The sequence below is a fragment of the Vibrio sp. T13N genome, assembly GCF_032970445.1.
Taxonomy (GTDB): Bacteria; Pseudomonadota; Gammaproteobacteria; order Enterobacterales; family Vibrionaceae; genus Vibrio; species Vibrio diabolicus.
On the sequence record NZ_JAWJYE010000001.1, the window covers coordinates 215,839 to 240,200 of the forward strand.

The window sequence follows — 24,362 nt, forward strand, 5'->3', positions numbered from 1 at the left end:
TTTCTCCGTTACGCTGCTGACAGTTTCAATGACAATTGATCTAGCCAAGGACCTCGTAATGACTGTACTTTTCTTCCTAGCAACGCAAAGCCAAGCATCGTTCCCTCAGGAGAATAAAACGCAGCGGTCAATTCATCTGCCTGACTCTCGATGTACCATTGTCCCAGTTCGTTCGGGGCAACCGGGAAAATAGTGAGTGGAAGAATCGGCGTTTTTACAATCACAGGAGTTGGCGTTAACGAGATTGACGCGACATCGCCTAGCAAGCTTTTCGCTACGGAAGGAATCATTTGATTAATCGGCGCAATATACGGCTGCCAACCTTGCTCGGTTTCAACACAGTCGCCTAGCGAGTAAATACTCTCATCACTCGTCTGGCCGAATTGATTCACTTTAATGCCGCGGCCCACTTCGAGCCCTGCTTGCTCAGCCAGCGATACATTTGGCTTGAGCCCAACCGCGCTTAGCACTAGGTCTGCTTCAATCTGCTTGCCACTGTTTAGATGCAAAACCGCGCTTGATTCGGACCTTGGCTCGATTCTGGCGATACTGTCTTGTAGAGCCCATTGCACGCCTCGATCTGCAAGTGCGCTTTGTAATGATTCACCCAACTGTTGCGGGATCAAACGCTCCATTGGCCATTGACCTAACCCGATAACTGTCACTTCATAGCCGCCTTCGATCAGGTCATTCGCGAACTCACAGCCAATTAAGCCATCGCCGAGGATTGCGATGCGCTTTTTGTTCTGAAGCTGAGCTCTGAAACGGCGGTAATCAACTAAGTCGTTCACACTCATAACACAAGAGCGATCGCCCTCAATTGGGATTTCAATCGGTGATGCACCTGTTGCCAGTACCAAACGGCTGTAGGCGTATTTACCGATAGAGGTGTGTAGCGTTGAATTGGCACGCTCGATCTTTTCAACGCGGGTATGCGGGTAAACGCGGACATTGAGACGGCTTTCCCACTCCAACGCGCTCTCACTTTGTAGCGCGTCGCCATCTTTCTTCATGGCCAGTGCATTAGACAAGGCAGGCTTGCTGTACAGTGCGCCATCATCAGCGGTAAAGACAGTGATCGGAACCGTTTCAGATTGCGCTCTAAGTGCCGCTGCCAACTGGTAACCACTGTGGCCACTACCGATGATAACGATAGGGTCAGCTGAAAATATAGGTTGAGTGACTTCAGATGGAAGTGGCTGAGCCGAATTTGGCTGAACAGACGATCCTACCGATACCGAAGACACTGCCGCGACCTCTTCTACTGGCTCATCGTCGGTGATTTCGATCATTTCAAAATCGGCCTTACCCACTAAACAGTCGGGGCATAACCAATCATCCGGCACATCTTCCCATGCTGTTCCTGGTGCAATGCCATCGGATGGCCAACCTTGTGCTTCATCATAGATTAAGCCGCAAATAATACAGAGCCACTTTCTCATCACTTTTACTCCAACTACCTTGTTCAGAATTTCCGTGTTTACAAACCACTGTCAGATTTGTAGCGATTCCATCAACCTCGCCCTAGCTTGTGGTCTGAAATCCAAGCCGGTGCGAGGTGATGAAAATCAAGTTACACGGTAGCTATACGTTGCTGTCTTGCTGCAAACGAATGGCAATATTGCGTGTCTGGACATAGCTATAAATCGCTTCTTGTCCTTTTTCTCGCCCAAAACCGGACAAGCCCACGCCACCAAATGGTGTTTCGATACCACCAGCAAACCATTCATTGATGAACACTTGTCCACCACGCAGTTGCTGTGCCACACGCAATGTTTGGTTTAGGCTTTCACCAAAGACACCAGCAACCAGGCCAAAATCGGTGCCATTCGCGATCTCGATTGCTTCTTGCTCAGTTTCAAACGGTGTAATCACCAATACAGGACCAAACACTTCTTCTTGTGCAATGCGCACATCTGGTGAGGCTTCAATCACCGTCGGTGCCACAAAGTAACCCGATAAATCAGGGGCGTACCCACCTGTTAGGATGTTCGCGCCGTCGGCTTTTGCTTGTTCAATCATTTCAAGCACGCGTGCTTGTTGATCAGCCGATACCAACGGTGTGATGTCCGGCTGGCTTTCGCCTTGGCCAATGGTTAGGCTTTTTGCCATTTCCACTACTGCCGCTTTTACTTCTTCATAACGCTCTTTTTGAATCAGCAAACGAGACATTGCCGAACACACTTGACCAGCGTTAAAGAAAATACCGACTTGAACGCTTTTCAAAAGTGTTTCGAGGTTCGCATCTTTCAGCGCGATAGCAGCAGATTTACCACCCAGCTCCATCACCGATGGTGTGGCGCGTTGTGCAGAATCTTTCAGGATGCGTTGACCTGTCGGTACCGAACCCGTAAAGACGATTTGATCGACCTCTTGATGCTGCACCAAATGACTGCCAACCACAGAGCCTTTGCCACATAGCAGGTTAATCGTGCCTTTCGGGAAGCCCGCTTTTTCAATCGCTTTAATCAACAACGTCATGGCAAGTGGGGAAATCTCCGGCGATTTGATCACCACTGCATTACCAGCAGCTAATGCAGGTGCCAATGAGCGTGCACAAATAGAGACGGGGAAGTTCCACGGCACAATCTGCACTGACACGCCAAACGGCACATATTGAGTGAAGTCGACATAGTCTTTGCCCAACGGAATTGACGTGCCTTCCAGCTTGTCGGCCATGCCAGCGTAGTATTCGAAGTAACGTGCCGATTCTAAAAACTCATCTTTGGCATCTTGCAAAGATTTCCCATTTTCACGACAGGCAACTAACCCACCTTCATCAACCATTTCACGAATAGCTGCGGCTGCTTTTAACATCCACTCGGTTCTGACGGCTGGACGAACGTCCGAAAGAAGACCTTGATTGACTACTCGACGTGCCGCTTCCATTGCGCGATCGGCATCGGTGATAGTGGCTTCTGCAATCGTCGCATACGGTTCGGCTGTGCCAGGGTTCATGACGGTCAGCGCTTGCTCTGAATCGCACCACTCACCATCAATATAATTAAGGTAATGCATCATATTACTGCTCCAGTGCCGCTTTCACTTGCTTTGCCAACCAGGTTTGGAAGAAATGCGTCGGAACATCCATTTCTGGTGAGAACACACCACCACCAAAGCCAGGTGAGTAACGACCTTCCTGCATACCTTCGACCGCTCCAATATCTTCGCCGAACACGACTCGCCACGACTCAACGGTAGCAGTACGACACGCAGCAAACTCATCTTTCGTTGCTTCATCACCCACATAGAAAACACGTAGGTGCTCAACACTCTTATTCGCAGTGATTGGTTCAATCATCATTGCAAAGGCATGATCGGCTTGAATACCAAGCAACACGTTTGGAAAGAGTGCAACGTATTCTGCATGACGCAGTTTATCTTCTGGCCAGCTTGGAAATTTAGGTAAGTGTGTTCCTGCTGTATCTGAAAGGTTGTACGCGAGACTACCTTGACCAGCAAAGCGCTCTGCAAACATGATGTTGTAGTGATCCTCTAGGCGAGAATAACTGTTCAAACTCGGATGCACCCAAGGTAAGTGGTAAGCCTCACAGTAGTTTTCTACGGCAAGCTTCCAGTTACTTTTCACTTCTATCTCTAAGTTGCCACCCATGTTCACGCGGCGAAGAAGCCCTAACCCTTCTTCACCTAAGAATTGCTGCCAACGTTGCTCTAGCGGCGCGATATGCTCTTCAAAGCTTTCTGCATTGCCCGATAAGTTGACGAATACCATGTCCATCCAAACGGCTGAACGAAGTGGCTTAAGGCCGTGCTTTTCACACTTAAATCGATCATCTTTGTGTTTTGCGATACCACCAATGTGTGGTGTGCCTTTTAGATTGCCGTCAAGATCGTACGTCCATGAATGGTAAGGACAGCGAATCATGCCTTGAACTTCGCCTGCCTCATGAACCAGCTTCATACCTCGGTGGCTACACACGTTGTGGAAAACTTGGACTTCACCTTGGCGATTTCTCATCATGAGTAGTGGAAGATTCATGAAATCAAGTGGCATCACATAACCATTTTTAAGCAGGTCTGATGCAAAACCAATGCATACCCAAGTGTTACCAAACACCTGATCACGCTCAAAAGTAAAATACTCTTCGCTGGTGTAGGCCTGATTCGGCATTCCTGTTGCTTCACTGATTGGGTTCAGTACATTATCAACAAGTTCAACAGGAATAATGGTTTGGTTGACATTGCTCATATTCTTATCTCCGAGAGTCGAGTTGCATCCAGTGCGTACAACATCGTGTTGTGTTAGTGGAGATGATTTTGATTAACAACCCGGCAACAAACAAACGACTTTTTCGCCGGGCTTGGATGAGTTTTTGTCATTCATGCATTGATCTCGAACAAAAAAATAACCTTTTAATAAACAATGATCTTCTTGTCATGATTAATACTCATTAACCGATGAGTATTAATCAGTTGAAACACAAAAGCCCTCTCTCTACTCTCTTTCAAAAATTAACAATAACGCAACAAACAATAACGCTAAAACAAACGCACTGTGAGGGATGCCTATGAGAGCAACATCTGGGATATTGAAAGGACTCAATCCGACTGTGACAATCGCATCAAAGATCGTCGTTATCGGTTTTGTACTTTTCTGCGCCATTCTCGCCAATCAAGCGGGCCAATACTTCGAAACGATTTCCGGCATTTTGCTACAGAATATGAAGTGGTTTTACATCGGACTTGTTTCACTCGTTGTCGGTTTTCTTCTTTACCTTATGGTTAGTCGATATGGGCATATTCGTTTGAGTAAAGATGACGAAAAACCAGAGTTTAGTTATTTGTCTTGGGTATCCATGCTTTTTTCCGGAGGCATGGGGATAGGCTTAATTTTCTGGTCGGTCGCCGAACCGATGTGGCATTACGCTGACAACCCATTTACTCAAGGCCTGACCAATGAAGCCGCAACAACATCAATGAAGCTGACATTCTTTCATTGGGGTCTACATCCTTGGTCTGTCTTTATCATTGTTGCACTCGCATTAGCTTACTTTTCCTACCGTAAAGATCTGCCTTTTACCCTACGCTCTATCTTGTACCCTTTGATTGGCGATCGTATTTATGGGCCTATCGGGCACACGGTTGATATCCTAACAGTCGCGGTGACTGCTTTCGGTATCTCTCAAACCTTAGGGATGGGAGTTATCCAAATAAACTCTGGTTTGAATCAAGCCTTTGGTCTAGACATTAGTTTGGGGATTCAACTCTTTATTATCGTTTCCCTTTGTACTTGTGCGGTTGCATCGGTGCTATCTGGTGTAGGGAAAGGTATTCGCCGTTTATCAGAATGGAACATGCTGCTCTCACTCGCACTCGTGCTGGTCGTACTTTACATTGGCCCAACTCGCTATATCTTAAATACGCTACTCGAAAGTACGGGGCTTTATGCACAAAACATTGTCGGTATGAGCTTATGGAGCGATGCACAGAATGACTCTGGCTGGCAAAACTGGTGGACGGCTTATTACTGGCCTTGGTGGATGACTTGGGCACCTTTCGTTGGCATGTTTGTAGCTCGTATCTCTAAAGGGCGCACAATACGTGAGCTTATCGGTGGTGCTCTCATAGTTCCTACGCTGATCACGTTTTTATGGATTTCAGTATTTGGTGGCGCAGCGTTAAAGGTAGAGCAAGACGCTCGTGTTGCTCATCAAGAGCAAGTCACTGCGGCACAAGAAGCCAAACAAACACCACCTGCGGATTTTTCTGGCGGCCCGATTCTTGAAGCGACTAAAGCCGATACGACACGCGCTTTGTTTACGCTATTCGACAATCTAGATACAGGTATGTTTGGTAAACTACTTAGCGTACTTGCGTGTTTATTACTCGGTACTTATTTCATTACCTCCGCTGACTCAGGTACCTTAGTTCTATGTACCCTCGATGCCGCTGGACACAGTGAGCCTCCTACCTCTATACGCGTATTGTGGGGGATCATGATCGCCGCCATTGCGGGAGTGCTTCTATATGCAGGAGGGTTAAAAGCAATGCAAACGGCCTCAATTATTGCCGGTTTCCCTATCGCGATTTTTATCGCGGTGATGAGCTTAACGCTGTTCCATAGTATTCGACGCGAACCTAAGCCATGGGCAATGCTTCCTGAGCATGTTCACCCAGAGCAAGAGAAACTTGATGGTCCTGTTGAACCGCTTGTTGAAAGCAAAACTGTGGCTTCCGAGCCTATCGCTTCAACATCCTCGCTGAAAGATGATTCCACACTTAATCAGGGACCAGTACTAAGTTAGTGCGTCGTTTCATCAATCAATTAAAAAAGCGGGAACTGATATTCCCGCTTTTTTAACATTACCAAACTCTGTTATTTTCTCTGCTTATTGATTTAAGCTAAGCCTCGATCACCTACCTCATCTGGCAACTGATGCAAAAGCCATTCTCTAAAACGTTTGACGCTGGCTGGGATTAAACCTCTATTTTTAGGTTCAAGCATAGAGAAATTGGAAGGTGTTGAAAGCACGTGTTCGACTGGCCTAACTAAAGCACCGCTTTGTAAGTAGTCGTCCACTAATGATCCCCAGGCTAACGCGATTCCCTGACCATTAATTGCCGCTTGTAACAGCATTGGATAGTTATTGATGTTCATGCGATTACGAGGCGAAATATTTGGCAATCCAACACTCGCAAACCACTGCTCCCAATTCACCCAATCTCTTTGAGACTCTTCCAGATAGAGTAACGTTTTATTGAAGATTTCTTCTGGCTCACTAGGCTGGCCTATTTTCTCTAAATAAAGCGGGCTACACACAGGGAATACTTCTTCTGAAAATAGCGTTGTCACATCCATTTCCGCAGGTGGAGTGCGACAATAAAACAAGGCGATATCGCAATCTAATCGGCGTAAGTCCAACACATTATCTGAGGCCAATATCCTTATATCGATGTCATCATGTTCATTTTGAAATTGAGCGACCTTAGGCAACAACCACAAAGCGGCCATTGCGTTTGTCGTCGCAACCGTGATCTTTTGTTCGCCCTGCCATTTCTTCACTTCACCCGTGATTTGAGCAATATCGAGCAAAGATTGGCTGACAGCTTGATAATATTGAAGACCTGTAGGCGTTAAGTTAATGCTTCGATTGGCTCGCGTGAACATAGCCTTGCCTAAGTATTCTTCTAATTGTCTAATTTGGCGACTGATAGCACCTTGGGTCACGTTTAGCTCGTCAGCGGCTAACGTAAAACTCAAGTGCCGCGCCGACGCTTCAAACGCAACGAGGCTATTTAAAGGTGGGAGGGGTTTGATTTTCATGTATCTTCCAGTAAGGCAGTATTGTAATTATTTTTATTCCCGGCAATCTTATGTTGCACGTGGATAATGCCATTCTGGACAACACCTCAAAAACGACAATTTATAAATGATAAAAAATAGAGATGAATCATAAATTGTTGTGAGAGAGACTGCCGTATACAGTTTCGTGGCTACAACGAGCACAAAAAAGAGGAGCAGTTACTCCTCTTATGCTTAGCCTTTTGGTCATTTTCTCCGAGTTAGCCCATTTACCCTATTGCCAGTTTAGTACTCACGTAACGCGCTTTTTTCTTTCTTGGGCTGGCTAAGAAGTACGCCAAAGTAAGTGGGCCTAATCGTCCCATAAACATCATGAAGATGATCACTAACTCACCCGGTTCGGACAAACTGCCCGTTAAGCCTCGCGATAACCCAACCGTACCCAGCGCTGAGACCGCTTCAAACATAATGTCTAACATAGACGCTTTCTCTGTCAGTAACAGCATGAAGATGGCAAACCAAGTCACGCCCACCGAGATCAGAGTCAGCGCCAATGCCTTGCTGATGGTCTCTTTGGGAATCTCGCGTTGAAAGGCATAGGTTGCTTCATCGCGACGCAAATAGCTGTAAGTTGCCAAGACTAACACCATAAATGTCACAACTTTAATGCCACTTGCCGTGCTCAATGATCCACCGCCGATAAACATCAACACCAGAATGATCGCCGTTGTGGCATCTTCCAACTGATCGATAGCTAAAGTATTGAACCCTGCCGTTCTTGGCGTCACCGCTTGAAACCACGATGCCCACCATTTCCCCGCTTCGCTCAACGGAGCAAGCGTGTTGGGGTTGTCATATTCAATCAGGTAAATCGCAATAAGTGCCACCACGTTAATGATCACCGTGCCTAAGATCATCATTCGACTGTAAACGGTGAGTCGGTGCCAACGGCGATTGCGTTTTAAGTCAATCCAAACCGAGAAGCCTAAACCACCAATAATAAACAAACTGGTAATGGTGAAGTTAACGACCGGGTCGTCCACGTAAGGCATTAAGCTATCGGCACTCAACGCAAAACCTGCATTGTTAAACGCACTGATGGTGTAGAAGAAACCATGGAACAGACTGGTTTTCCAGCCCAGCTCTTCACTCCAATAAACGCTCAAAATAGTGAAACCAATAAGTTCAACGAGCAGAGCGAACATCAATACAGATTTAGCAGTGGCAATGAGTGTCGACGAGTCAGTTTGGTTGAACGCCTCTCTCGCGACGGCTCGCTCCAAAAAGCCAATTTTTCCGCCCAGAGCCAGCAAGGTCACGATGGCAAACGTCATTAAACCTAGGCCACCACATTGAATCAGGAAAGCAATAACCACTTGCCCAAAAGGCGTAAACGCCGTGCCCGTGTCCACCACAACTAATCCCGTCACCGTAATGGCCGATGTTGCTGTAAACAGGCTTTGAATCCAAGTGATGGGCTCTGTGGTGGCAATCGGCAGTTTGAGTAAGACCGTGCCGAGCATGATCAAACACGCAAAGCTGAGGCTAAGTATTAATGGCGGTGCGCCCAACAATTTTTTGCCCGCTTTGGGTTTTCGCTCGATTGGGATAATAGAGGGATGCCACAAAACCATGTTACACCAACCTTGGAGCGACGTATTTCAGCTCAGCGCGACTACCACAAAGCAACAGCGTGTCGAACTCATTAAGCACAAACTCATCATTGATATTGGTGTAGACGGCTTCTTCGCGCTTCACCAAGATAGGCTGAATGTTGTAACTGCCTCGGCTGATCAACTTAGAAAGCGGCGTATCGTGCAGATTGGATTTAACGTGGATTTCCACCACATACAAACCATGCCCCATTTCCAAATAGTTGTTCACCATCGGATAGTTGAGTGCCTGCGCGACTCTTACGCCCATCTCCTCTTCCGGATGAATAATGCGTTGTACACCAAGCTTAGACACGATGGTGTGGTGTGCTTTGGTGCTCGCTTTGACCCAAATGGATTTCACGCCTAAATTTTTCAGCGCCAGCGTACACAACAAACTGGCTTGCATGTCTTCGCCAATCGCCACCAACACCACATCACTATTCGCTAACGCTAACTCTCTGAGTGCACCTTCGTCTGTTGCGTCACATATGACCGCTTGCGTTAACTCTTCGACGTATTTTTCGACGATTTTCGGGTCGCTATCCACCCCCGTTACGGTGTGTCCAAGATGAATAAGTTCTAAGCTGGCGGCAACGCCAAATCGCCCTAAACCAATTACTGTAAAGTGAGCCATATCAATACCTAACTGTGTTTTATGTATAGAAAATGCTAATGCGTTAAGGGCTAGACTGATTTTCCGTCGCGGAAAATAGGCAACACGAATCCTGTTCGAGTGCCGATAACCAGCACTAAACCTTGGCATTAACGTTGATTAAATTTGGAATTTAGTGGTGCTTGGACGTCTCAAGCACTAAACGATAACCCAGCCCCGGCTCGGTTTTTAATAGCCGCTGTTCGTCAGCACTATCGTTCAGTTTTTTGCGTAGTTGACTCACTAACACGCGTAAGTAGTGAGTATCTTCGATATGACTTTTTCCCCAAATTACCGATAGCAAATGAGTTTGCTCAATGAGTTTTCCCGGCTTGAGAATCAACTGTTCAATGAAGGAAAACTCTTTCTTGGTGAGTGGAATTTCCCTCTGATCCAACCAAAATTGGTGAGTACTTTTGATGATTTTGACTCGGCCAGCCACCAGCTCATCAGCGACGGCTTGCTCATCCACCAAATCTCGAACCAGCACTTTGATGCGCGCGATGAGCTCTTTTACGCCAAAAGGCTTGCTCAAGTAATCATTCGCGCCCGCTTCTAAAAGGCGGATTTTTTCCTCTTCTTGATCGCGAGCTGTCAGCACTAGCACTGGCGTTTTATAGGTCTGACGAAGCGCAGTGAGGAACTCCGTCCCATCGCCGTCGGGCAAGCCTAAATCTAGCAGAATGACGTGCGGCGAATGCGCTTCGAAACACGCTTTGGCTTCTGCAATGGTACTCGCGCCAATGTAATCAAACCCTTCAGCAGACAGCGAAATTCGAATAAAGGTATGAATGCGAGGCTCATCGTCCACGACTAAAACTTTGTAACTCACGCCTGCTCTGCTCCTTGATTGAGTGGAAGTCGAATGCGGATCAGCGTCCCTTCTGATACTGGCATAGATTGAATCTCTCCTTGGTGTGCGGTGATGATGCCTTTGGCAACCGCGAGTCCCATTCCGGTTCCTGAATCGGCCGATTTGTTGTTCACGCCGGAATAGAAAAGGTTGAATATTTTTTCCGCATCTTCAGCTTTGATGCCAATCCCCATGTCCCGAACATCAATCACGCACGACGAACCCTGCTTAGAAAGTGAAACCTCAACAGATTCATTCTCTGGTGAAAATCGCATGGCATTATCCAACACATTAAAAATCGCTTGTTCGATGAGCGAACGACTTACTGACAAATGACCAACGGAATCATCTATATTCATGGACACTTTCTCGGTGTAATTCGGCAAACGAGAAACCGCATCCCGAACAATATCTGCAATCGACTCGTCTTTTTTGGTAATTTTTAATGTACCGTGCTGGAGCTTAGTCGCCTGTAAGAGGTTCTCGATATATTGATGCAAGCGGTGGCTTTCTGAAGTCGCACTGTCGAGCAATTCTTTACGCTCTAAGTCATTGAGCTTGGGCATGTACTCGTTGAGTGTGGTCAATGTTCCAATAATGGTTGCCAGCGGCGTGCGTAGGTCATGGGACACCGATAGCAGGATGCTGTTTTGCAGCTTGGTTTGTTTTAACTCGCCCTGCTGACGACGATAAAGATCTGCAAAAGTGCTGGTGATAAATGCCACCACCATAAACACGACTAGATTAAAAATGTCTTCCGGACGAAGCATCTGCAAAGAGTAACGAGGCGTCGTGAAAAAGAAGTTGAAGCTCAACGCTTCGATCACCGCCGCCGCATAAGCGAATCGCGAGTTGCATTGAAACGCCACCACCACAACTGCTAACTGCAAAATCAGCAGGACCGCAGCTGTAGAGCCAAACAATTGGTCCAACAGCCATGAGGCCACAACCGCGCCAACAATCACGATGGCAGAAAAGAGAAATGTGTTATCTCGCCAATGAGCAAACATAAAGTACATCAACCAAAATTCGATGCAGAAACTTTAGCAAAAGCCCATTCGGAGTTCGCGTAAAAAAAGCGTAAAAAATGCAAGAACGACAGTGAGTTATAGACATAACCATCATTAAGTTGGCCTAACTTAATGAATAATCACAAGTAAACGTCACCCATTGACGCCTACTCACTCGGTATAAACGGCAGACATAAAAAAGAGGAGCATTTGCTCCTCTTTCGTGTAGCGTCATATTAGATGACTTGCAGTTGAGCATCACCTTGCTCAGACAAAAAGCCGCCGGTTTGATGCTTCCACAACTGAGCGTAAACACCACCCAATTGCAGCAGCTCGTAATGCGAGCCTTGCTCAATGATTTTGCCGTCATCCATCACAATCAAACGATCCATCGCGGCAATCGTTGATAAACGGTGAGCAATCGCAATCACAGTTTTTCCTTCCATCAGAACTTCAAGGTTTTCTTGAATTGCCGATTCTACTTCTGAATCAAGTGCAGACGTTGCTTCATCCATGATCAAAATTGGCGCGTTTTTCAGCAGCACGCGAGCAATCGCCACACGTTGACGCTGACCACCAGACAGCTTCACACCGCGTTCACCCACTTCAACGTCATAGCCAACGTTACCTTGCTCGTCTCGTAGAGATTGAATGAAATCATGAGCATGTGCTTTCTCAGCAGCTGCGATAACGGCATCCATTGAAGCATCTGGATCACCGTAAAGAATGTTCTCTTTAATTGAACGATGCAGCAAAGAGGTGTCTTGCGTGATCATACCGATATGTTGGCGCAGCGACTCTTGTTCGACTTGAGAAATGTCCTGTCCATCAATACAAATCTTACCCGTATTTACGTCGTAAAAACGCAGCAACAAGTTAACCAACGTAGATTTACCCGCCCCTGAACGACCGACAATGCCGACTTTTTCGCCCGGTTTGATGGTCAGATTCAAGTTCTCAAATACCGCCTTTTCATCACTGTAGTTAAAACCTACGTGATCAAAGCAGATCTCACCTTGAGAGATTTGCAGAGGCTTGGCATTTGGTATGTCTTTTACTTCAACGTCGTTTGAAATCGTATTAATACCGTCCACTACCGTACCGATGTTTTCAAACAGTGCACTAACTTCCCACATGATCCACTTCGACATTCCTTGTACGCGCAACGCAATACTAATGGCAATCGCAATAGCACCAATAGTTACAGCGTGATCTAGCCATAGATAAACCGAAATGGCACTGATAGACATCAGCAGTAAATAGTTGATGGCATCGACACTAAACAGCAAACAAGTCACCATGCGCATTTGGCGGTAAACCGTCACCAAAAATTGCTTCATGCTGCTTTCTGCGTATTCCAACTCTCGCTGTGAATGAGCGAATAGTTTTACGGTAGAAATGTTGGTGTAAGAATCGACAATGCGCCCAGTCATTACAGAGCGAGCATCCGCTTGCTCTGTCGCTACTTGTTTCATTTTAGGGATAAAGTAGAACTGGATAACCGCGTACATTCCTATCCAAATCACAATAGGCAACATTAGCAAACCATCGGCTTCGCCCATCATCCAAAGCATCGAAAGAAAATAAACGCTGATATAAACCAGTACATCCACCAGCTTCATGACCGTTTCTCGTACCGCTAACGCACTTTGCATCACTTTGGTCGCAACTCGGCCTGCAAAGTCACGTTGAAAAAATCCAACCGCTTGTTTTAGCAAGTAACGGTGAATCAACCAACGGATAGACATCGGGTAGTTACCCAATAACGTTTGGTGCATCACCATTGAGTGGACAAAACCCAGAGCTGGCATCACAACCGCAACTAAGAACAGCATCATTAGCATGCGATCACCCTGATCTTGCCAGAATGTTGCGCGATCTTGATTAGAGAGAATATCGACGAGCTCACCCATATAACGCAACAGCGTCACCTCAGTAATGGCAATAAGCGCACTGAACACAGCCATGACAAGTAAAGGGGCTTCAAAGCCACGAGTGTAAAAGCGACAGAAGCCAAAAAGTGTCTTCGGTGGCTTTTCGGTTTCCATCTGGGGAAAGGGTTGGGTCAGTTTTTCAAACCAATTGAACATAACAACGACTTTAAGTACCGCGAATGAATTTGCGAACGTTTTACTATCTTTTGATACAAAAGTCAGTAAAATACCGAAACAAAAGTTCAAATGATAATAATTACAATTAAGCTTAGCGTTAATCATAATTGTCGGGAATATATTTATGACAAAGAATAACTTACTGACCATCGCGATCCGTAACGCATTGGTCTGTGCTTTGGCACCAACAGCAGCAGTGGTTGCATTCACAGCACAAGCTCAAGAAGACGTTGTACAAGATGACATTATTGCAATGGAGACCATTACGGTCACCGCACAAGCACTTAAAGTAGAAACCCCTGCGGCAGAAACGCCGCGCAGCGTATCTATCATTTCTGAAGATGAACTTCGTGTTCGTGCACCGCAAAAATTGGACGAAGCATTACGCTACACGTCTGGTGTAACCGCTCAACCTTATGGCGCAGACAACGACACTGATTGGTTCAAAGTTCGTGGATTTGATGCAGCGACTTACCTAAACGGCAACCGCCTATTCCGCGATGGTTACTACACATGGTTGGTCGAACCTTACGGCCTAGAAAGTGTGGAAGTGGTTAAAGGCCCATCAGCTATTCTGTTTGGTGAATCGGCACCAGGCGGCATCGTGAATGCGGTGCAGAAAAAACCAACGTTTACGCCTCAAGGCGAAGTAAAAGTCGAAGTGGGCAACAACCAACACCAGTCTGTGGGTTTTGACATTGCTGATGAAGCAAACGACGATGGCACAATCCGCTACCGTTTGGTTGGCCTGATGACAAGCCAAGATGGCGAACTGGACGGCACCAATAACGAGCGTTTTTATCTAGCGCCAAGCGTCGAGTTCGACATTTCTGACCGCACAATGCTGACCGTTTTGGCCACTTACCTTCGTGATGACGGTGTGCCAACCAACCCATTTTTCCCAGCGGCAGGCACTCTGATTGGTTCTAACTTTGGCAAAATCGATCCTTCGACTAACCTTGGTCAGCCAAACTACGATAAATACGAACGCACGCAGTTCTCTCTAGCTTATTTGCTAGAGCACGACATCAATGACACGTGGTCATTCTCTCAAAACCTCAACTACGGCTCCAATGAGTTGTACTTGCGCAGCTCTTACGCATTCTCAAACAACGATCCTGCGAAAGAAGAATTAGCGCAAGGCATCGTATTCCGTGACGGCAAAAACCAGAGCATCACATTCGACAATAACGCTGTCGGCAACTGGATGACTGACAACGCAGAGCACACGGTGCTTGTCGGTATGGATCTGCAATTCCACAAAACCGATGGCGACGAGCAGGACAACTACGCGTTTGGCACCATCAACCCGTGGAACCCAGTTTACGGCAACTTCACCCCGCTTGATCCTGCCAACAACGTGAAACGTGAGATTGAGAAATCTCAAGCAAGTCTCTATTCGCAATACCAATTGAAACTGCATGAACAGTGGATTGGTAACGTGGGTGCTCGTTACGACTGGGTGAAAACAGAAAACTCTGGCAAAGGCGCAGGCGTTGATCAAAACGAATCTCGTGATGATGGTCAGTTGTCTCTCAGCGCGGGTGTAATGTTCCTTGCAAACAATGGTTTGTCACCTTACGCAAACTACTCTCAGTCGTTTGAAGTGATCAGCACCATTGATGCTGCAACCAATGAGCTTTACAAACCGCTGGAAGGCGAGCAAGTAGAAGTGGGTGTGAAGTATGAGCCAAGCTTTATGGATGGCTTTATCAACCTTGCATGGTTCGACATTACGCAAAAGAACGCGTTGGTGACTAACCCTTCAACATGGATCGCGACACAAACGGGGGAAGTGACTTCTCAAGGTATTGAGCTTGAAAGCACGGCGCAGCTAACCGACGATCTAAAACTGATGGCAAGCTACACCTACACTAAAGCGAAAACAGATGAGAGTTTTGGCCAAGGTAAAAAACAAGCCGCACTTATTCCTGAACACCAAGCTTCAGCATGGGTAGACTACAGCGCCTACAGCCTGATTCCAGGCCTCAATATCGGTACTGGTGTGCGCTACGTAGGTGAGTCAAAAGATAACCCTAAGAGCTCGAACCTAACTGTTCCTTCAGTCACTCTTTGGGATGCGTCAGTCACTTACGACATCACTTCACAGTGGCAAGCACAGCTAAACGTTAACAACATTCTGGATAAAGAGTTTGTTTCAGGTTGCGATTACTGGTGTTACTACGGCCAGTCTCGCTCTGTCATGCTAAACGCAAACTACCGCTGGTAATTGAACTTTCTACTCCCCTCTCTTGAGGGGAGTTTTCTCCTGAGAGCCATCCATGTTTCAACTGTCTAATATTGAGATCGTTCGAGGTGGACGTCAGATCCTCGGCATCGACCAACTTAACATCCCAACGAATGAACTGACTGTCGTTTTGGGCCATAACGGTTCGGGCAAATCGACACTGGTGAACCTTCTTTCTGGTCAAATGTCACCAGATAAAGGCACGGTAGCATTAAACGACACTTCCCTTTCATCACTCAAAACCAAAGAGCTGGCAAAGCAGATCGCCTATTTGCCACAAAAGCTGCCCTCCTCGGCTGGTTTAACAGTAGAAGAGCTAGTGCGCTTAGGTCGCTTTCCGTGGCGTGGCGCACTTGGTCGTTGGAAACCTGAAGACAAACAGATTATCGCTGAAGCCATGGCTCGCACTGGCGTAGCTCCGTTTGCTCAAGCATTAGCGGACGATTTATCGGGTGGTGAGCGCCAACGCGCTTGGGTGTCTATGCTGTTGGCTCAACAATCACCGATTTTGATTCTCGATGAACCGACCTCCGCACTCGATGTTCACCATCAGTTTCAACTAATGGCGCTGCTGGCAGAGCTGAATAGAACCGAGAACGTAGGCATTATCGTGATCCTGCACGATCTGAACTTAGCACTGCGCTACGCAACGCACATTGTCGCGCTCAAAAAAGGTCAGATTGCCTTTGAAGGCACCGCCGACATGTTGTTAGATGAAGCGCGTTTGTCTGCACTTTACGAATCACCGATTAAGCTCATTGATCATCCAACTCCAGCCAACACATTGGCGAGCCAAAAGGTGGCTGTTGTATGCGCATAATAGCTCGTTTACTTACTGTGGTTACACAATCTGCTTTTCTGTTAGCATTTTTTATGACTAATGCAAATGCAGTCATCACCGTTACCGATGAATATGGTGAGCATAGTTTTGAGCAAGCGCCGCAGCGCGTTATCGCCTTAAATTGGGACATCCTAGAACAAGTTTTGGCGCTAGACGTGGAACCGATTGCCGCCCCCAATTTACCAGGCTACCGCCAATGGGTGGTTAATCCGTATGCGCCAGAGTCAATCGAAGATATTGGAACCCGAGCCGAGCCCAACTTAGAAAAAATCGCCAACTTGAAGCCTGATGTCATCCTTGCTGCGTCTCCACAGCAAGACTTGATTCCGTTACTCAAACAAATTGCTCCGGTTATCTATTTACCTAATTTTTCTGAAAATGAGGCTGCGGCCGAGACTGCTATTCGCCACTTTCGTACGCTTGGCAAGCTATTCAATAAAGAGGCACTTGCTGAACAGAAACTGGCAGAATTAGATGCTTCATTTGCGCAGATGCGCCAGCGAATTCGCCACTATTACTCTGAGTCACTAAGTGTTCTGGTGATGCGTTTTTCAACCCCGAATACGGTGTTTCTTGCAACCGAAAATTCCACCACAGACTACGTGGTCAGAAAGCTGGGATTACAGACTCCAATTAAAGAGGCTCCACGCGCGTGGGGCGTAAAGCAAGATCGGATTAATCGACTTCAAAACCTTCAAAGCAGCTACGTTCTCTACGTACAACCTTTCCCAGAAGAACGCAAACTGAAAGATTCGCCACTTTGGCAAGCGATGCCGTTTGTAAAGAAGCAGCGGGTAAATTCAGTCAGAGCAGTGTGGGCGTATGGCGGTGCTATGTCTTTGCAATACACCGCTGAAGCGATTACCGACAGTCTAATAGAGTTGGCACCAAAGCAATGAGAACGAAACATTATATTGGTTATCTGGCGCTGATTACGTTACTTAGCGTCTTTAGTCTACAAATTGACACTAATTTATCACTCTTCGAACAGTGGCAATTATTAACAAAACCAGAGGTAGCGAGCGAATTTCGTGACGTATTTTTTACGCAAGCTCAGCTTCCTAGGTTAAGTATTACTCTGCTTGTTGGTGCCATGCTTGGTCTCACTGGCAGCTTAATGCAGCAATTAACGCAGAATAACCTCACCTCTCCTTTGACTCTTGGCACCTCTTCTGGGGCTTGGCTTGCATTAGTCGTGGTAAACATTTGGTTTGTTGATTGGGTAGCCGACTACTCTGCATTAGCCGCAATGGTAGGCGCCTTAGTGGCGTTTGGCCTGATCGTATCTATTGCCGGTGTGCGTAATATGACAGGTTTGCCGTTGGTCGTTTCGGGGATGGTGATCAATATCTTGCTCGGTTCTATCGCCACAGCCATTATTATTTTAAACGCCCAGTTTGCACAGAATATTTTTATGTGGGGAGCGGGCGACCTTTCACAATACAGCTGGGATTGGTTTGAGTGGTTATTGCCTCGCTGCGCTATCGCAATCGTCATTTTGATCGTCGCACCACGTATTCTGACTCTAATAAAACTAGGGCAAGAAGGCGCTGCAGCCCGAGGCTTAGCGGTATTACCTGCTTTTAGCACGTTAATGGTGATGGGTATTTGGCTGGTATCAGCCTCAATCACTGCGGTTGGTATCATCAGTTTTATCGGCTTGTTAACACCAAACATCGCCCGTGCAATGGGAGCGAGAACGCCACGCGACGAATTGATCAGCAGCATGCTAATGGGCGCAATGCTATTAATCATCACCGACTCTGCCGCCATCTCGCTAAGCTTATGGTTAGAGGAAACCATTCCTAGCGGCGTAGCGGCTGCAGCTATTGGCGCTCCCGCTTTAATTTGGTTTACTCGTAAAAAGCTGACGGCAACCGATCAACTTAACCTTTCAATGAGCCAAGGAAAAACGGCGCTTTCTAAACGCGCGGTATGCAGCATTGCGCTATTCAGTCTGGTTGGGATTCTAGCTTACTCATTCGTTACCCATGGTATAAACGGGATCCAATGGTCCGTGCCAGGGGAGTTTCAATGGCAATTGCGCTGGCCGCGAATGTTAACCGCACTTTCTGTCGGTATTGCTCTATCCGTTGCCGGAATCATTTTGCAACGCATTGTTTACAACTCTCTGGCAAGTCCCGATATTCTCGGTGTGTCTTCCGGAGCCACGTTTGCCATTATTACGACTGGAGTTATCGCTGGGTCACTTCTCTCCGCATTTAACTGGGGTATCGCTTTTTTCGGAAGTATGTCCGTATTGATGTTATTGCTGATTATCGGTAAACGAAGCCATTTTAATCCATCTAACTTCGTGTTGTCCGGCATCGCACTAACGGCACTATTGGAAGCCCTCGTTCAATTTTCGCTAGCTCAAGGTTCTGGTGACAGTTACAAAATTTTATTGTGGCTAACTGGTTCAATTTATCGAGTCACAGCCGACACCGCACTGATGCTATGTTTGGCAATAATGGTTCTGCTTACCGCTGTATTCGCGATTTCTCGCTGGCTAACATTAATTTCCATCGGACGACAATTCTCAAATGCACGAGGACTTAACCCCACCGTAGCCAATACGCTAATGCTCACCATCGTTGCTTTATTATGCGCCTTTTCTACCGCTACAGTTGGTCCGATATCTTTTGTTGGCTTGGTCGCTCCCCATATGGCGATGATGTTAGGAGCAAGAAAAGTGAAAGAGCAACTAAGTGTCGGAGCCTTAATTGGTGCAACCCTAATGTTGTGGGCAGATTGGCTGGGACAAATCGCTATTTATCCAAGTCAGGTCGCAGCTGGCACATTGGTCGCTATTTTAGGCAGTACTTACTTTCTGTTTTTAATGCTGAAAAGTAAATTCAGCTAAGTATTCAGGGAATATAGTTAGAGCTGGAAATACCGTTAGAAAAACAAACCCCGCTATGTTTGATAGCGGGGTTTGTTCTAACTGGCGTACGACACTTCTCTATTTTTCACTCACCACAGGAAAGCGCTGCTCATAAAGTTCCATAAAGTCTTTACGAATCAAATGCTCCAAGTGGTTAGCTTTATCGGTCGGACAGAAAATCATAACATGCAAAATCTGCTCACCATTGATATTGCTAGAAATATGCATATGTGGCTCTGCACCGGGAAGATCGACCCCAGCGTGTTTTTCAATCATCGCATTGTAGCGATGTGCAACATCACTGAAGTAGCTACAATGCTCTTCAATCTTGTCGGTCAAGATTGGTAACAGAGGATACAAATTAACGAAGTCTTTCACCACGATAGAGAAATTGTGGTAGACGTAGCGCTTCATAAAATTGAGGTTCTTTACTGGGTAAGTAAAAAACATACTATTGGGTAAGGTCGCGGTTTTTCCGGTGTAGTGATATTGCCCATGGTGCAGGTCGATCTCTTGAATCACCGTCGCCATCATATTGTGCTCGATCACTTCGCCGCACAGTTTACCGACCTCAATCCAGTCACCGACACGAAAAGAACGTGAGCTTGCTCTTTGAATCGAGCCTGTAAAACACAAAATTATCTCTTTGGATGCCACAACAATGGCAACCGCTATCGCCGTGACGCTTAGAGCAAACTCGTTTATTTCTGATTGCCATAAAATAAATAAAATCAGTAATGTAACGGCAAAGGTGCCGTTCTTAGTTCTGGACATCCAGCTGCGCTGATCTTCAGAAAGAAAGGCATGATCACCACGAATCATCGATAAAATGGTACGACGAATTAACCACATAATCACAAAGATCAGTGCGGTAAAAATCAGTTTATGAGTGAGAAGAAAATCGACGACTAACTGCACTTTCTCCATTCCACGGCTCCCTTAGAATTAAAATACGGCCTAGTAACGGGTAACCATAACAAATTATTTTGTCAGTTGTCCGTGTTCACTCAAGTACTTTTGAGATTACTCCTCTCTAAAGGCGCGATTCATGCTTTCAGTGATTGGCTTTATTAAATAACTTAAAGGCGTTCGCGGTTCAGATAAAATAAGCACTTCCGCGTTCATTCCTGAAGTTAAGCGGTGTTTGGCTACATCTTCTTGCGAAATTGCAATTCTAGCGAGGTAAAAATCCTCTTGGTTTTCTTGTGAAAGCTTATCCGCAGAAATCGTTAACACCGTGCCGTCTAATGGTGCCAACGTTCTAGCATTCAGAGCGGTCAGACGAACATGCGCCTGCTGACCTGGGTTAACTAGATCGATATCCTGAGGATTCACGCGAGCCTCGACTAACAACTTATCGTCTTGAGGAACCAACTCCAATAGCGTTTCACCCGAACCAATCACACCTTTTTCAGTAAACACCTGCATGTTGACCACACGGCCTGCAATAGGTGCATTGATGGTTGTTCTCGCTACAATATCTTGTGCTGAGCGATACTCTTCACGAATGGCGACGATTTCCTTTTTGGTGTTTCGTAGCTCCTCGACAATCTCATTCAGTCTTTCAAGCTTCAACTCTTCAATTTGCGCTTGGTTTTCATCCAACCTTTTGCTGACTGTGAGTGATTGTCTGTCTAACTGACTTAAGGTACTCCGCACTTCCGCCGCAAGACGTTTGAGTTGAAGTAAGGTGGATTTACCCGAAAAGCCTTTTTGAACTAGAGCTTGGTTACTGTCTATTTCTTCGGCGATAAAATTGAGTCTTTCTCTCTCAATTACCTTGGTTTGCTGGAGGTTTTCCAGCTCCAAATTTGCCCCAGAAATACTCTGCTCAATGATGCTCAGCTTACTATCAAAGAATCGCTTTCTCGCTTCAAAGATCTTGTTTTGAACCAGTTGAGCTTCTTGGACGATATCGACGCGAGGAATACTTTCAAGATCATCAGACCATACGATCGTTGGCAATTCATCTAGCTCAGCACTTAGACGGTTTTCCTTCGCTAGAGTATGAATAAACTGACCACTTAATGAATCCAACTTCGCCATAGCTTGTCGCTTAGAGAGTTGAATTAATAATTGACCTTTTTCAACCAAGTCTCCCTCCTGCACGTACAGCTTTTCAATAATGCCGCCTTCTAGATGTTGAATTTCTTGTCGCTTAGTGAGAACAGACAAATCGCCATAAGCAATCGCAGCACTCTCTAATTTCGCTGTCGCAGCCCAGTAGCCTAGACCGCCAAGAAAAACACTTAGCGTCACCACACCAAGTAAAATTGGCTTTCGAAAGCTTAGTTTCGCTTGCGGACTAAAACGATAAACGGTTTCAGACGGATGCTGATTAACGGCTGGCAGTTGATTGCTCATTTCTTACCCTTGGAATATCTGTTCTTTCTTCGCCCATCAAGCGTTTTAATACTTCATCTTTATCACCGTATAATTTGACTCGACCTTCAGCTAAATACAGCAATCTATCCATTTGTCGTAATGTACTCGGATTATGGGCAATGACGATAATCGTTGATCCTTGCGCCTTTAAATGGGCAATCAAACGTTGATATGCAGCCTCTCCTTCACCATCAAGGTTGGCATTAGCTTCATCGAAAATCACAATAGATGGATCGCCATAAACGGCTCTTGCAAGTGCGATTCTCTGCCTTTCTCCTCCAGATAAACCACGGCCATTTTCGCCAATAACGAAATCATAGCCTTTGTTTTTCTTGAGTATTAATTCATGACATCCTGCTAGTTGCGCCGCCTTGATGACTTTAGCGGGGTCTTCCTCTTTGAAGCGCGCGATGTTCTCCCGAATTGTGCCAGGAAACAACTCTACTTCTTGAGCGAGATAACCAAAATGGGCGCCGCGGTCTTCCGATGCCCAAGTAGACACTTCCATACCATCAAGCGTAACCTTACCCGCTAGTGGCTTGATCGTACCTAATAACAACCGAGCAAACGTCGATTTACCAGTACCAGAAGGGCCAATAACTCCGACAGCGACTCCGGGAGGAATAGATAAGTTGATCGATGAGAGTACAGGGTCTGCTGTGCCAGGATGGCGATAAGCAAGTCCAGTAAGTTCATAGTGTCCTTTTGGCTTTGGCAGTGGCATATTCGATTCATCTTGGCGCACGATTGCGTCGATTTCTTTAAGTCGTTTATACGCGCCTTTAGCAGACATAGCACTTCGCCATGTACCAATCGCCTGCTCCATCGGCGAGAGTGCCCGACTCATTAAAATGGAACTCGCGATCATCGCTCCCGCAGTAATCTCATGTTGGATCACTAACCATGCTCCGCCCCCCAGCAAAAAGATCTGTAGTGAACCACGTACAAACTTAGAAAAGTTAGCCATGTAAATGGACTTACCTGCCACTCGCTCTTCGAGCACATTGACTTCATTCACGCGCGACTGCCATTTCTCTAAAAACGCGTTCATCATCCCCATCGCAAGAATTGAATTGGCATTTTGCGTGGCTAGCTCGGCGTTGTTGATATGAGAGATCGCCCTAACTTCACTTTCTTGCATGGTTTTACGCGTCATTAGCTCATTGAGTAGCCCGAGACTAAACAATACGATAGACCCGAGTAACGCGATGTGACCCAATACTGGGTGCAATAAATATACGAACAAAATAAACAGCGGTGTCCAAGGCGCATCCAATAGTGGATAGGGTGCTTGGCTGCTCAAAAAGCTTTTGATGTTCTGAATGTCTCGCAGCGTTTGCGAGGTGTAACTCTTCCCGGTGTGCGATTGGTATTGAATGCTGCGCTTAAGCATAAAAGTGGACAGTTTGGTGTCCATCCAATAACCAAATGATTTACTCATTTGCGCGCGAGCGATATCAATAATTGACATGGTTAATAACGCGACAATCACGATAATAGTGAGCAAAAGTAGAGTATCGGTTGAATAGGAGGATATCACTCGGTTGTACACTTGAAGCATGTACAAGGGTATCGAGAGGACTAGTAAGTTGATAAAAAGGCTAAAAGCGATTAGCAAGCCCGCAAGCGTGCATAGTTTTTGTCTCACTTCTTTGAAAACCGTTTTTTGCACGACTATTTCCGTTTAAATTGAAAATGTAGGCGCCAGCAAAAGCTAGCACCTAACTTAAGACAGCCTCAAATACACTCTAGAATGACCGAGTTAGTTCACCTCAGCGTGACAGAGCCACACAAACTAATCCCATTCTGAGTGATTTAGGTCATTTAAATTGCAAATAAATCCGCACCGTAAGTATTGATGTCAGTTTCGGTAACGCCAATGAGTTTCACGGTTAGATCAGCACCATCGGTAAACACGGCATTACCTACAGCATCATAGCTAAAGCTTAAATCACCGAAGTCTGTGACCGAGTCGCTAATAATGTGCAAAGAATCTTCACCAATGGTGAAATCCACAACTTTTGCTTCGCCATGGCCACCAAACTTATCCGTGAACACAAACTTATCGCCATTGCTGCCGCCAACTAGAACATTATCACCAGAACCAGCTACAAGAATATCTTCACCGACGCCGCCATTTAGTTTGTTGTCACCCAACAAACCCAAAAGCAAATCATTACCTGTACCACCGCCGAGGTAATCGTTTCCTGTACCAGCCCTTAGGATGTCATCACCAGCACCACCAGTTAGGCGATCATCACCGTCGCCGCCGATCACATAATCGTTACCGCCACCGCCAACAAACGAATCATTACCACCAAAACCAATAAACAAGTCATCGCCGCCATCGAAATCAGCAAATTGGTTATTTACACCTGCATCGCCTAGATACGTGTCATTGTCACTTGTGCTCATTTTTATTCCCTCTTGTCTTAATAATTGAATAGACCTTTTATTCT

The 24,362-nt window shown here is 46.2% G+C and carries 18 protein-coding genes and 1 pseudogene; 5 read left to right on the top strand and 14 right to left on the bottom strand.

Going from position 1 to position 24,362, the window contains the following annotated elements; translation table 11 throughout:
* Nucleotides 1–8 precede the first annotated feature (8 nt).
* From R2S67_RS01015 to R2S67_RS01030, 4 genes and pseudogenes are all read right to left on the bottom strand, one after another.
* On the bottom strand, nt 9–1,292 hold the full coding sequence (locus tag R2S67_RS01015; RefSeq protein WP_317342136.1) for an NAD(P)/FAD-dependent oxidoreductase: 1,284 nt from the start codon (nt 1,290–1,292) through the stop codon (nt 9–11).
* Nucleotides 1,281–1,442, bottom strand: a pseudogene (locus tag R2S67_RS01020) (rubredoxin); the annotation flags it as partial. The pseudogene R2S67_RS01020 and the gene R2S67_RS01015, both read right to left, overlap by 12 nt.
* A gap of 142 nt (nt 1,443–1,584) precedes the next feature.
* The gene (locus R2S67_RS01025; protein ID WP_317341760.1) at nt 1,585–3,021 is read right to left on the bottom strand and encodes an aldehyde dehydrogenase family protein; all 1,437 of its coding nucleotides are present in this window, start codon (nt 3,019–3,021) and stop codon (nt 1,585–1,587) included.
* A gap of 1 nt (nt 3,022) precedes the next feature.
* Entirely contained in the window at nt 3,023–4,210 is a 1,188-nt protein-coding gene (locus R2S67_RS01030) for an aromatic ring-hydroxylating oxygenase subunit alpha (protein ID WP_053307899.1), read from the bottom strand.
* Nucleotides 4,211–4,529: 319 nt separating this feature from the next.
* On the opposite strand from R2S67_RS01030, the gene R2S67_RS01035 reads away from it, so the two are divergent.
* Nucleotides 4,530–6,266: a BCCT family transporter gene (locus R2S67_RS01035; protein WP_053303842.1), complete on the top strand. Its 1,737-nt coding sequence runs from the start codon at nt 4,530–4,532 to the stop codon at nt 6,264–6,266.
* A 92-nt stretch (nt 6,267–6,358) separates the two neighbouring features.
* On the opposite strand, the gene R2S67_RS01040 is transcribed toward R2S67_RS01035, so the two are convergent.
* The 6 genes from R2S67_RS01040 to R2S67_RS01065 form a co-directional block, all read right to left on the bottom strand.
* Nucleotides 6,359–7,285 (bottom strand): LysR substrate-binding domain-containing protein, encoded by a 927-nt coding sequence (locus R2S67_RS01040; RefSeq protein WP_005392445.1) that lies wholly within the window; start codon nt 7,283–7,285, stop codon nt 6,359–6,361.
* A 248-nt stretch (nt 7,286–7,533) separates the two neighbouring features.
* Nucleotides 7,534–8,898, bottom strand: a complete 1,365-nt coding sequence (locus R2S67_RS01045; RefSeq protein WP_317341761.1) for a TrkH family potassium uptake protein — start codon at nt 8,896–8,898, stop codon at nt 7,534–7,536.
* 1 nt (nt 8,899) lies between these two features.
* The gene (locus tag R2S67_RS01050) at nt 8,900–9,553 is read right to left on the bottom strand and encodes a potassium channel family protein (RefSeq protein ID WP_005375180.1); all 654 of its coding nucleotides are present in this window, start codon (nt 9,551–9,553) and stop codon (nt 8,900–8,902) included.
* A 151-nt stretch (nt 9,554–9,704) separates the two neighbouring features.
* The gene (locus R2S67_RS01055; protein WP_258687396.1) at nt 9,705–10,403 is read right to left on the bottom strand and encodes a response regulator transcription factor; all 699 of its coding nucleotides are present in this window, start codon (nt 10,401–10,403) and stop codon (nt 9,705–9,707) included.
* Nucleotides 10,400–11,434, bottom strand: a complete 1,035-nt coding sequence (locus R2S67_RS01060; protein ID WP_167713270.1) for a DUF4118 domain-containing protein — start codon at nt 11,432–11,434, stop codon at nt 10,400–10,402. The genes R2S67_RS01055 and R2S67_RS01060 overlap by 4 nt, the downstream gene beginning before the upstream one ends.
* A gap of 236 nt (nt 11,435–11,670) precedes the next feature.
* A complete protein-coding gene (locus tag R2S67_RS01065; RefSeq protein ID WP_258669430.1) occupies nt 11,671–13,524 on the bottom strand; it encodes an ABC transporter ATP-binding protein in 1,854 nt (617 codons plus the stop codon).
* 145 nt (nt 13,525–13,669) lie between these two features.
* On the opposite strand from R2S67_RS01065, the gene R2S67_RS01070 reads away from it, so the two are divergent.
* Genes R2S67_RS01070 through fhuB form a run of 4 tightly spaced genes read left to right on the top strand, consistent with a single transcriptional unit; the run spans nt 13,670 to nt 19,497 of the window.
* Nucleotides 13,670–15,775, top strand: coding sequence for a TonB-dependent siderophore receptor (locus tag R2S67_RS01070; RefSeq protein ID WP_317341763.1), 2,106 nt, complete (start codon nt 13,670–13,672; stop codon nt 15,773–15,775).
* Nucleotides 15,776–15,827: 52 nt separating this feature from the next.
* Nucleotides 15,828–16,613 carry an ABC transporter ATP-binding protein gene (locus R2S67_RS01075; protein ID WP_258680602.1) on the top strand — a complete coding sequence of 262 codons (786 nt, stop codon included), beginning with the start codon at nt 15,828–15,830 and terminating at the stop codon, nt 16,611–16,613.
* Nucleotides 16,604–17,533 carry an iron-siderophore ABC transporter substrate-binding protein gene (locus R2S67_RS01080; RefSeq protein WP_237284410.1) on the top strand — a complete coding sequence of 310 codons (930 nt, stop codon included), beginning with the start codon at nt 16,604–16,606 and terminating at the stop codon, nt 17,531–17,533. Before R2S67_RS01075 ends, R2S67_RS01080 begins: the two co-directional genes overlap by 10 nt.
* Nucleotides 17,530–19,497 carry a Fe(3+)-hydroxamate ABC transporter permease FhuB gene (gene fhuB, locus R2S67_RS01085; RefSeq protein ID WP_317341764.1) on the top strand — a complete coding sequence of 656 codons (1,968 nt, stop codon included), beginning with the start codon at nt 17,530–17,532 and terminating at the stop codon, nt 19,495–19,497. Before R2S67_RS01080 ends, fhuB begins: the two co-directional genes overlap by 4 nt.
* 99 nt (nt 19,498–19,596) lie before the next feature.
* Here the strand turns inward: fhuB and R2S67_RS01090 are convergent, their stop codons facing one another.
* The 4 genes from R2S67_RS01090 to R2S67_RS01105 form a co-directional block, all read right to left on the bottom strand.
* Nucleotides 19,597–20,445: a mechanosensitive ion channel family protein gene (locus tag R2S67_RS01090; protein ID WP_005392418.1), complete on the bottom strand. Its 849-nt coding sequence runs from the start codon at nt 20,443–20,445 to the stop codon at nt 19,597–19,599.
* Nucleotides 20,446–20,541: 96 nt separating this feature from the next.
* Nucleotides 20,542–21,882 (bottom strand): HlyD family type I secretion periplasmic adaptor subunit, encoded by a 1,341-nt coding sequence (locus R2S67_RS01095; RefSeq protein ID WP_047008476.1) that lies wholly within the window; start codon nt 21,880–21,882, stop codon nt 20,542–20,544.
* On the bottom strand, nt 21,857–23,575 hold the full coding sequence (locus R2S67_RS01100) for a type I secretion system permease/ATPase (protein WP_317341765.1): 1,719 nt from the start codon (nt 23,573–23,575) through the stop codon (nt 21,857–21,859). The genes R2S67_RS01095 and R2S67_RS01100 overlap by 26 nt, the downstream gene beginning before the upstream one ends.
* 152 nt (nt 23,576–23,727) lie before the next feature.
* The gene (locus R2S67_RS01105) at nt 23,728–24,318 is read right to left on the bottom strand and encodes a calcium-binding protein (RefSeq protein WP_005392412.1); all 591 of its coding nucleotides are present in this window, start codon (nt 24,316–24,318) and stop codon (nt 23,728–23,730) included.
* Nucleotides 24,319–24,362: the final 44 nt, after the last annotated feature.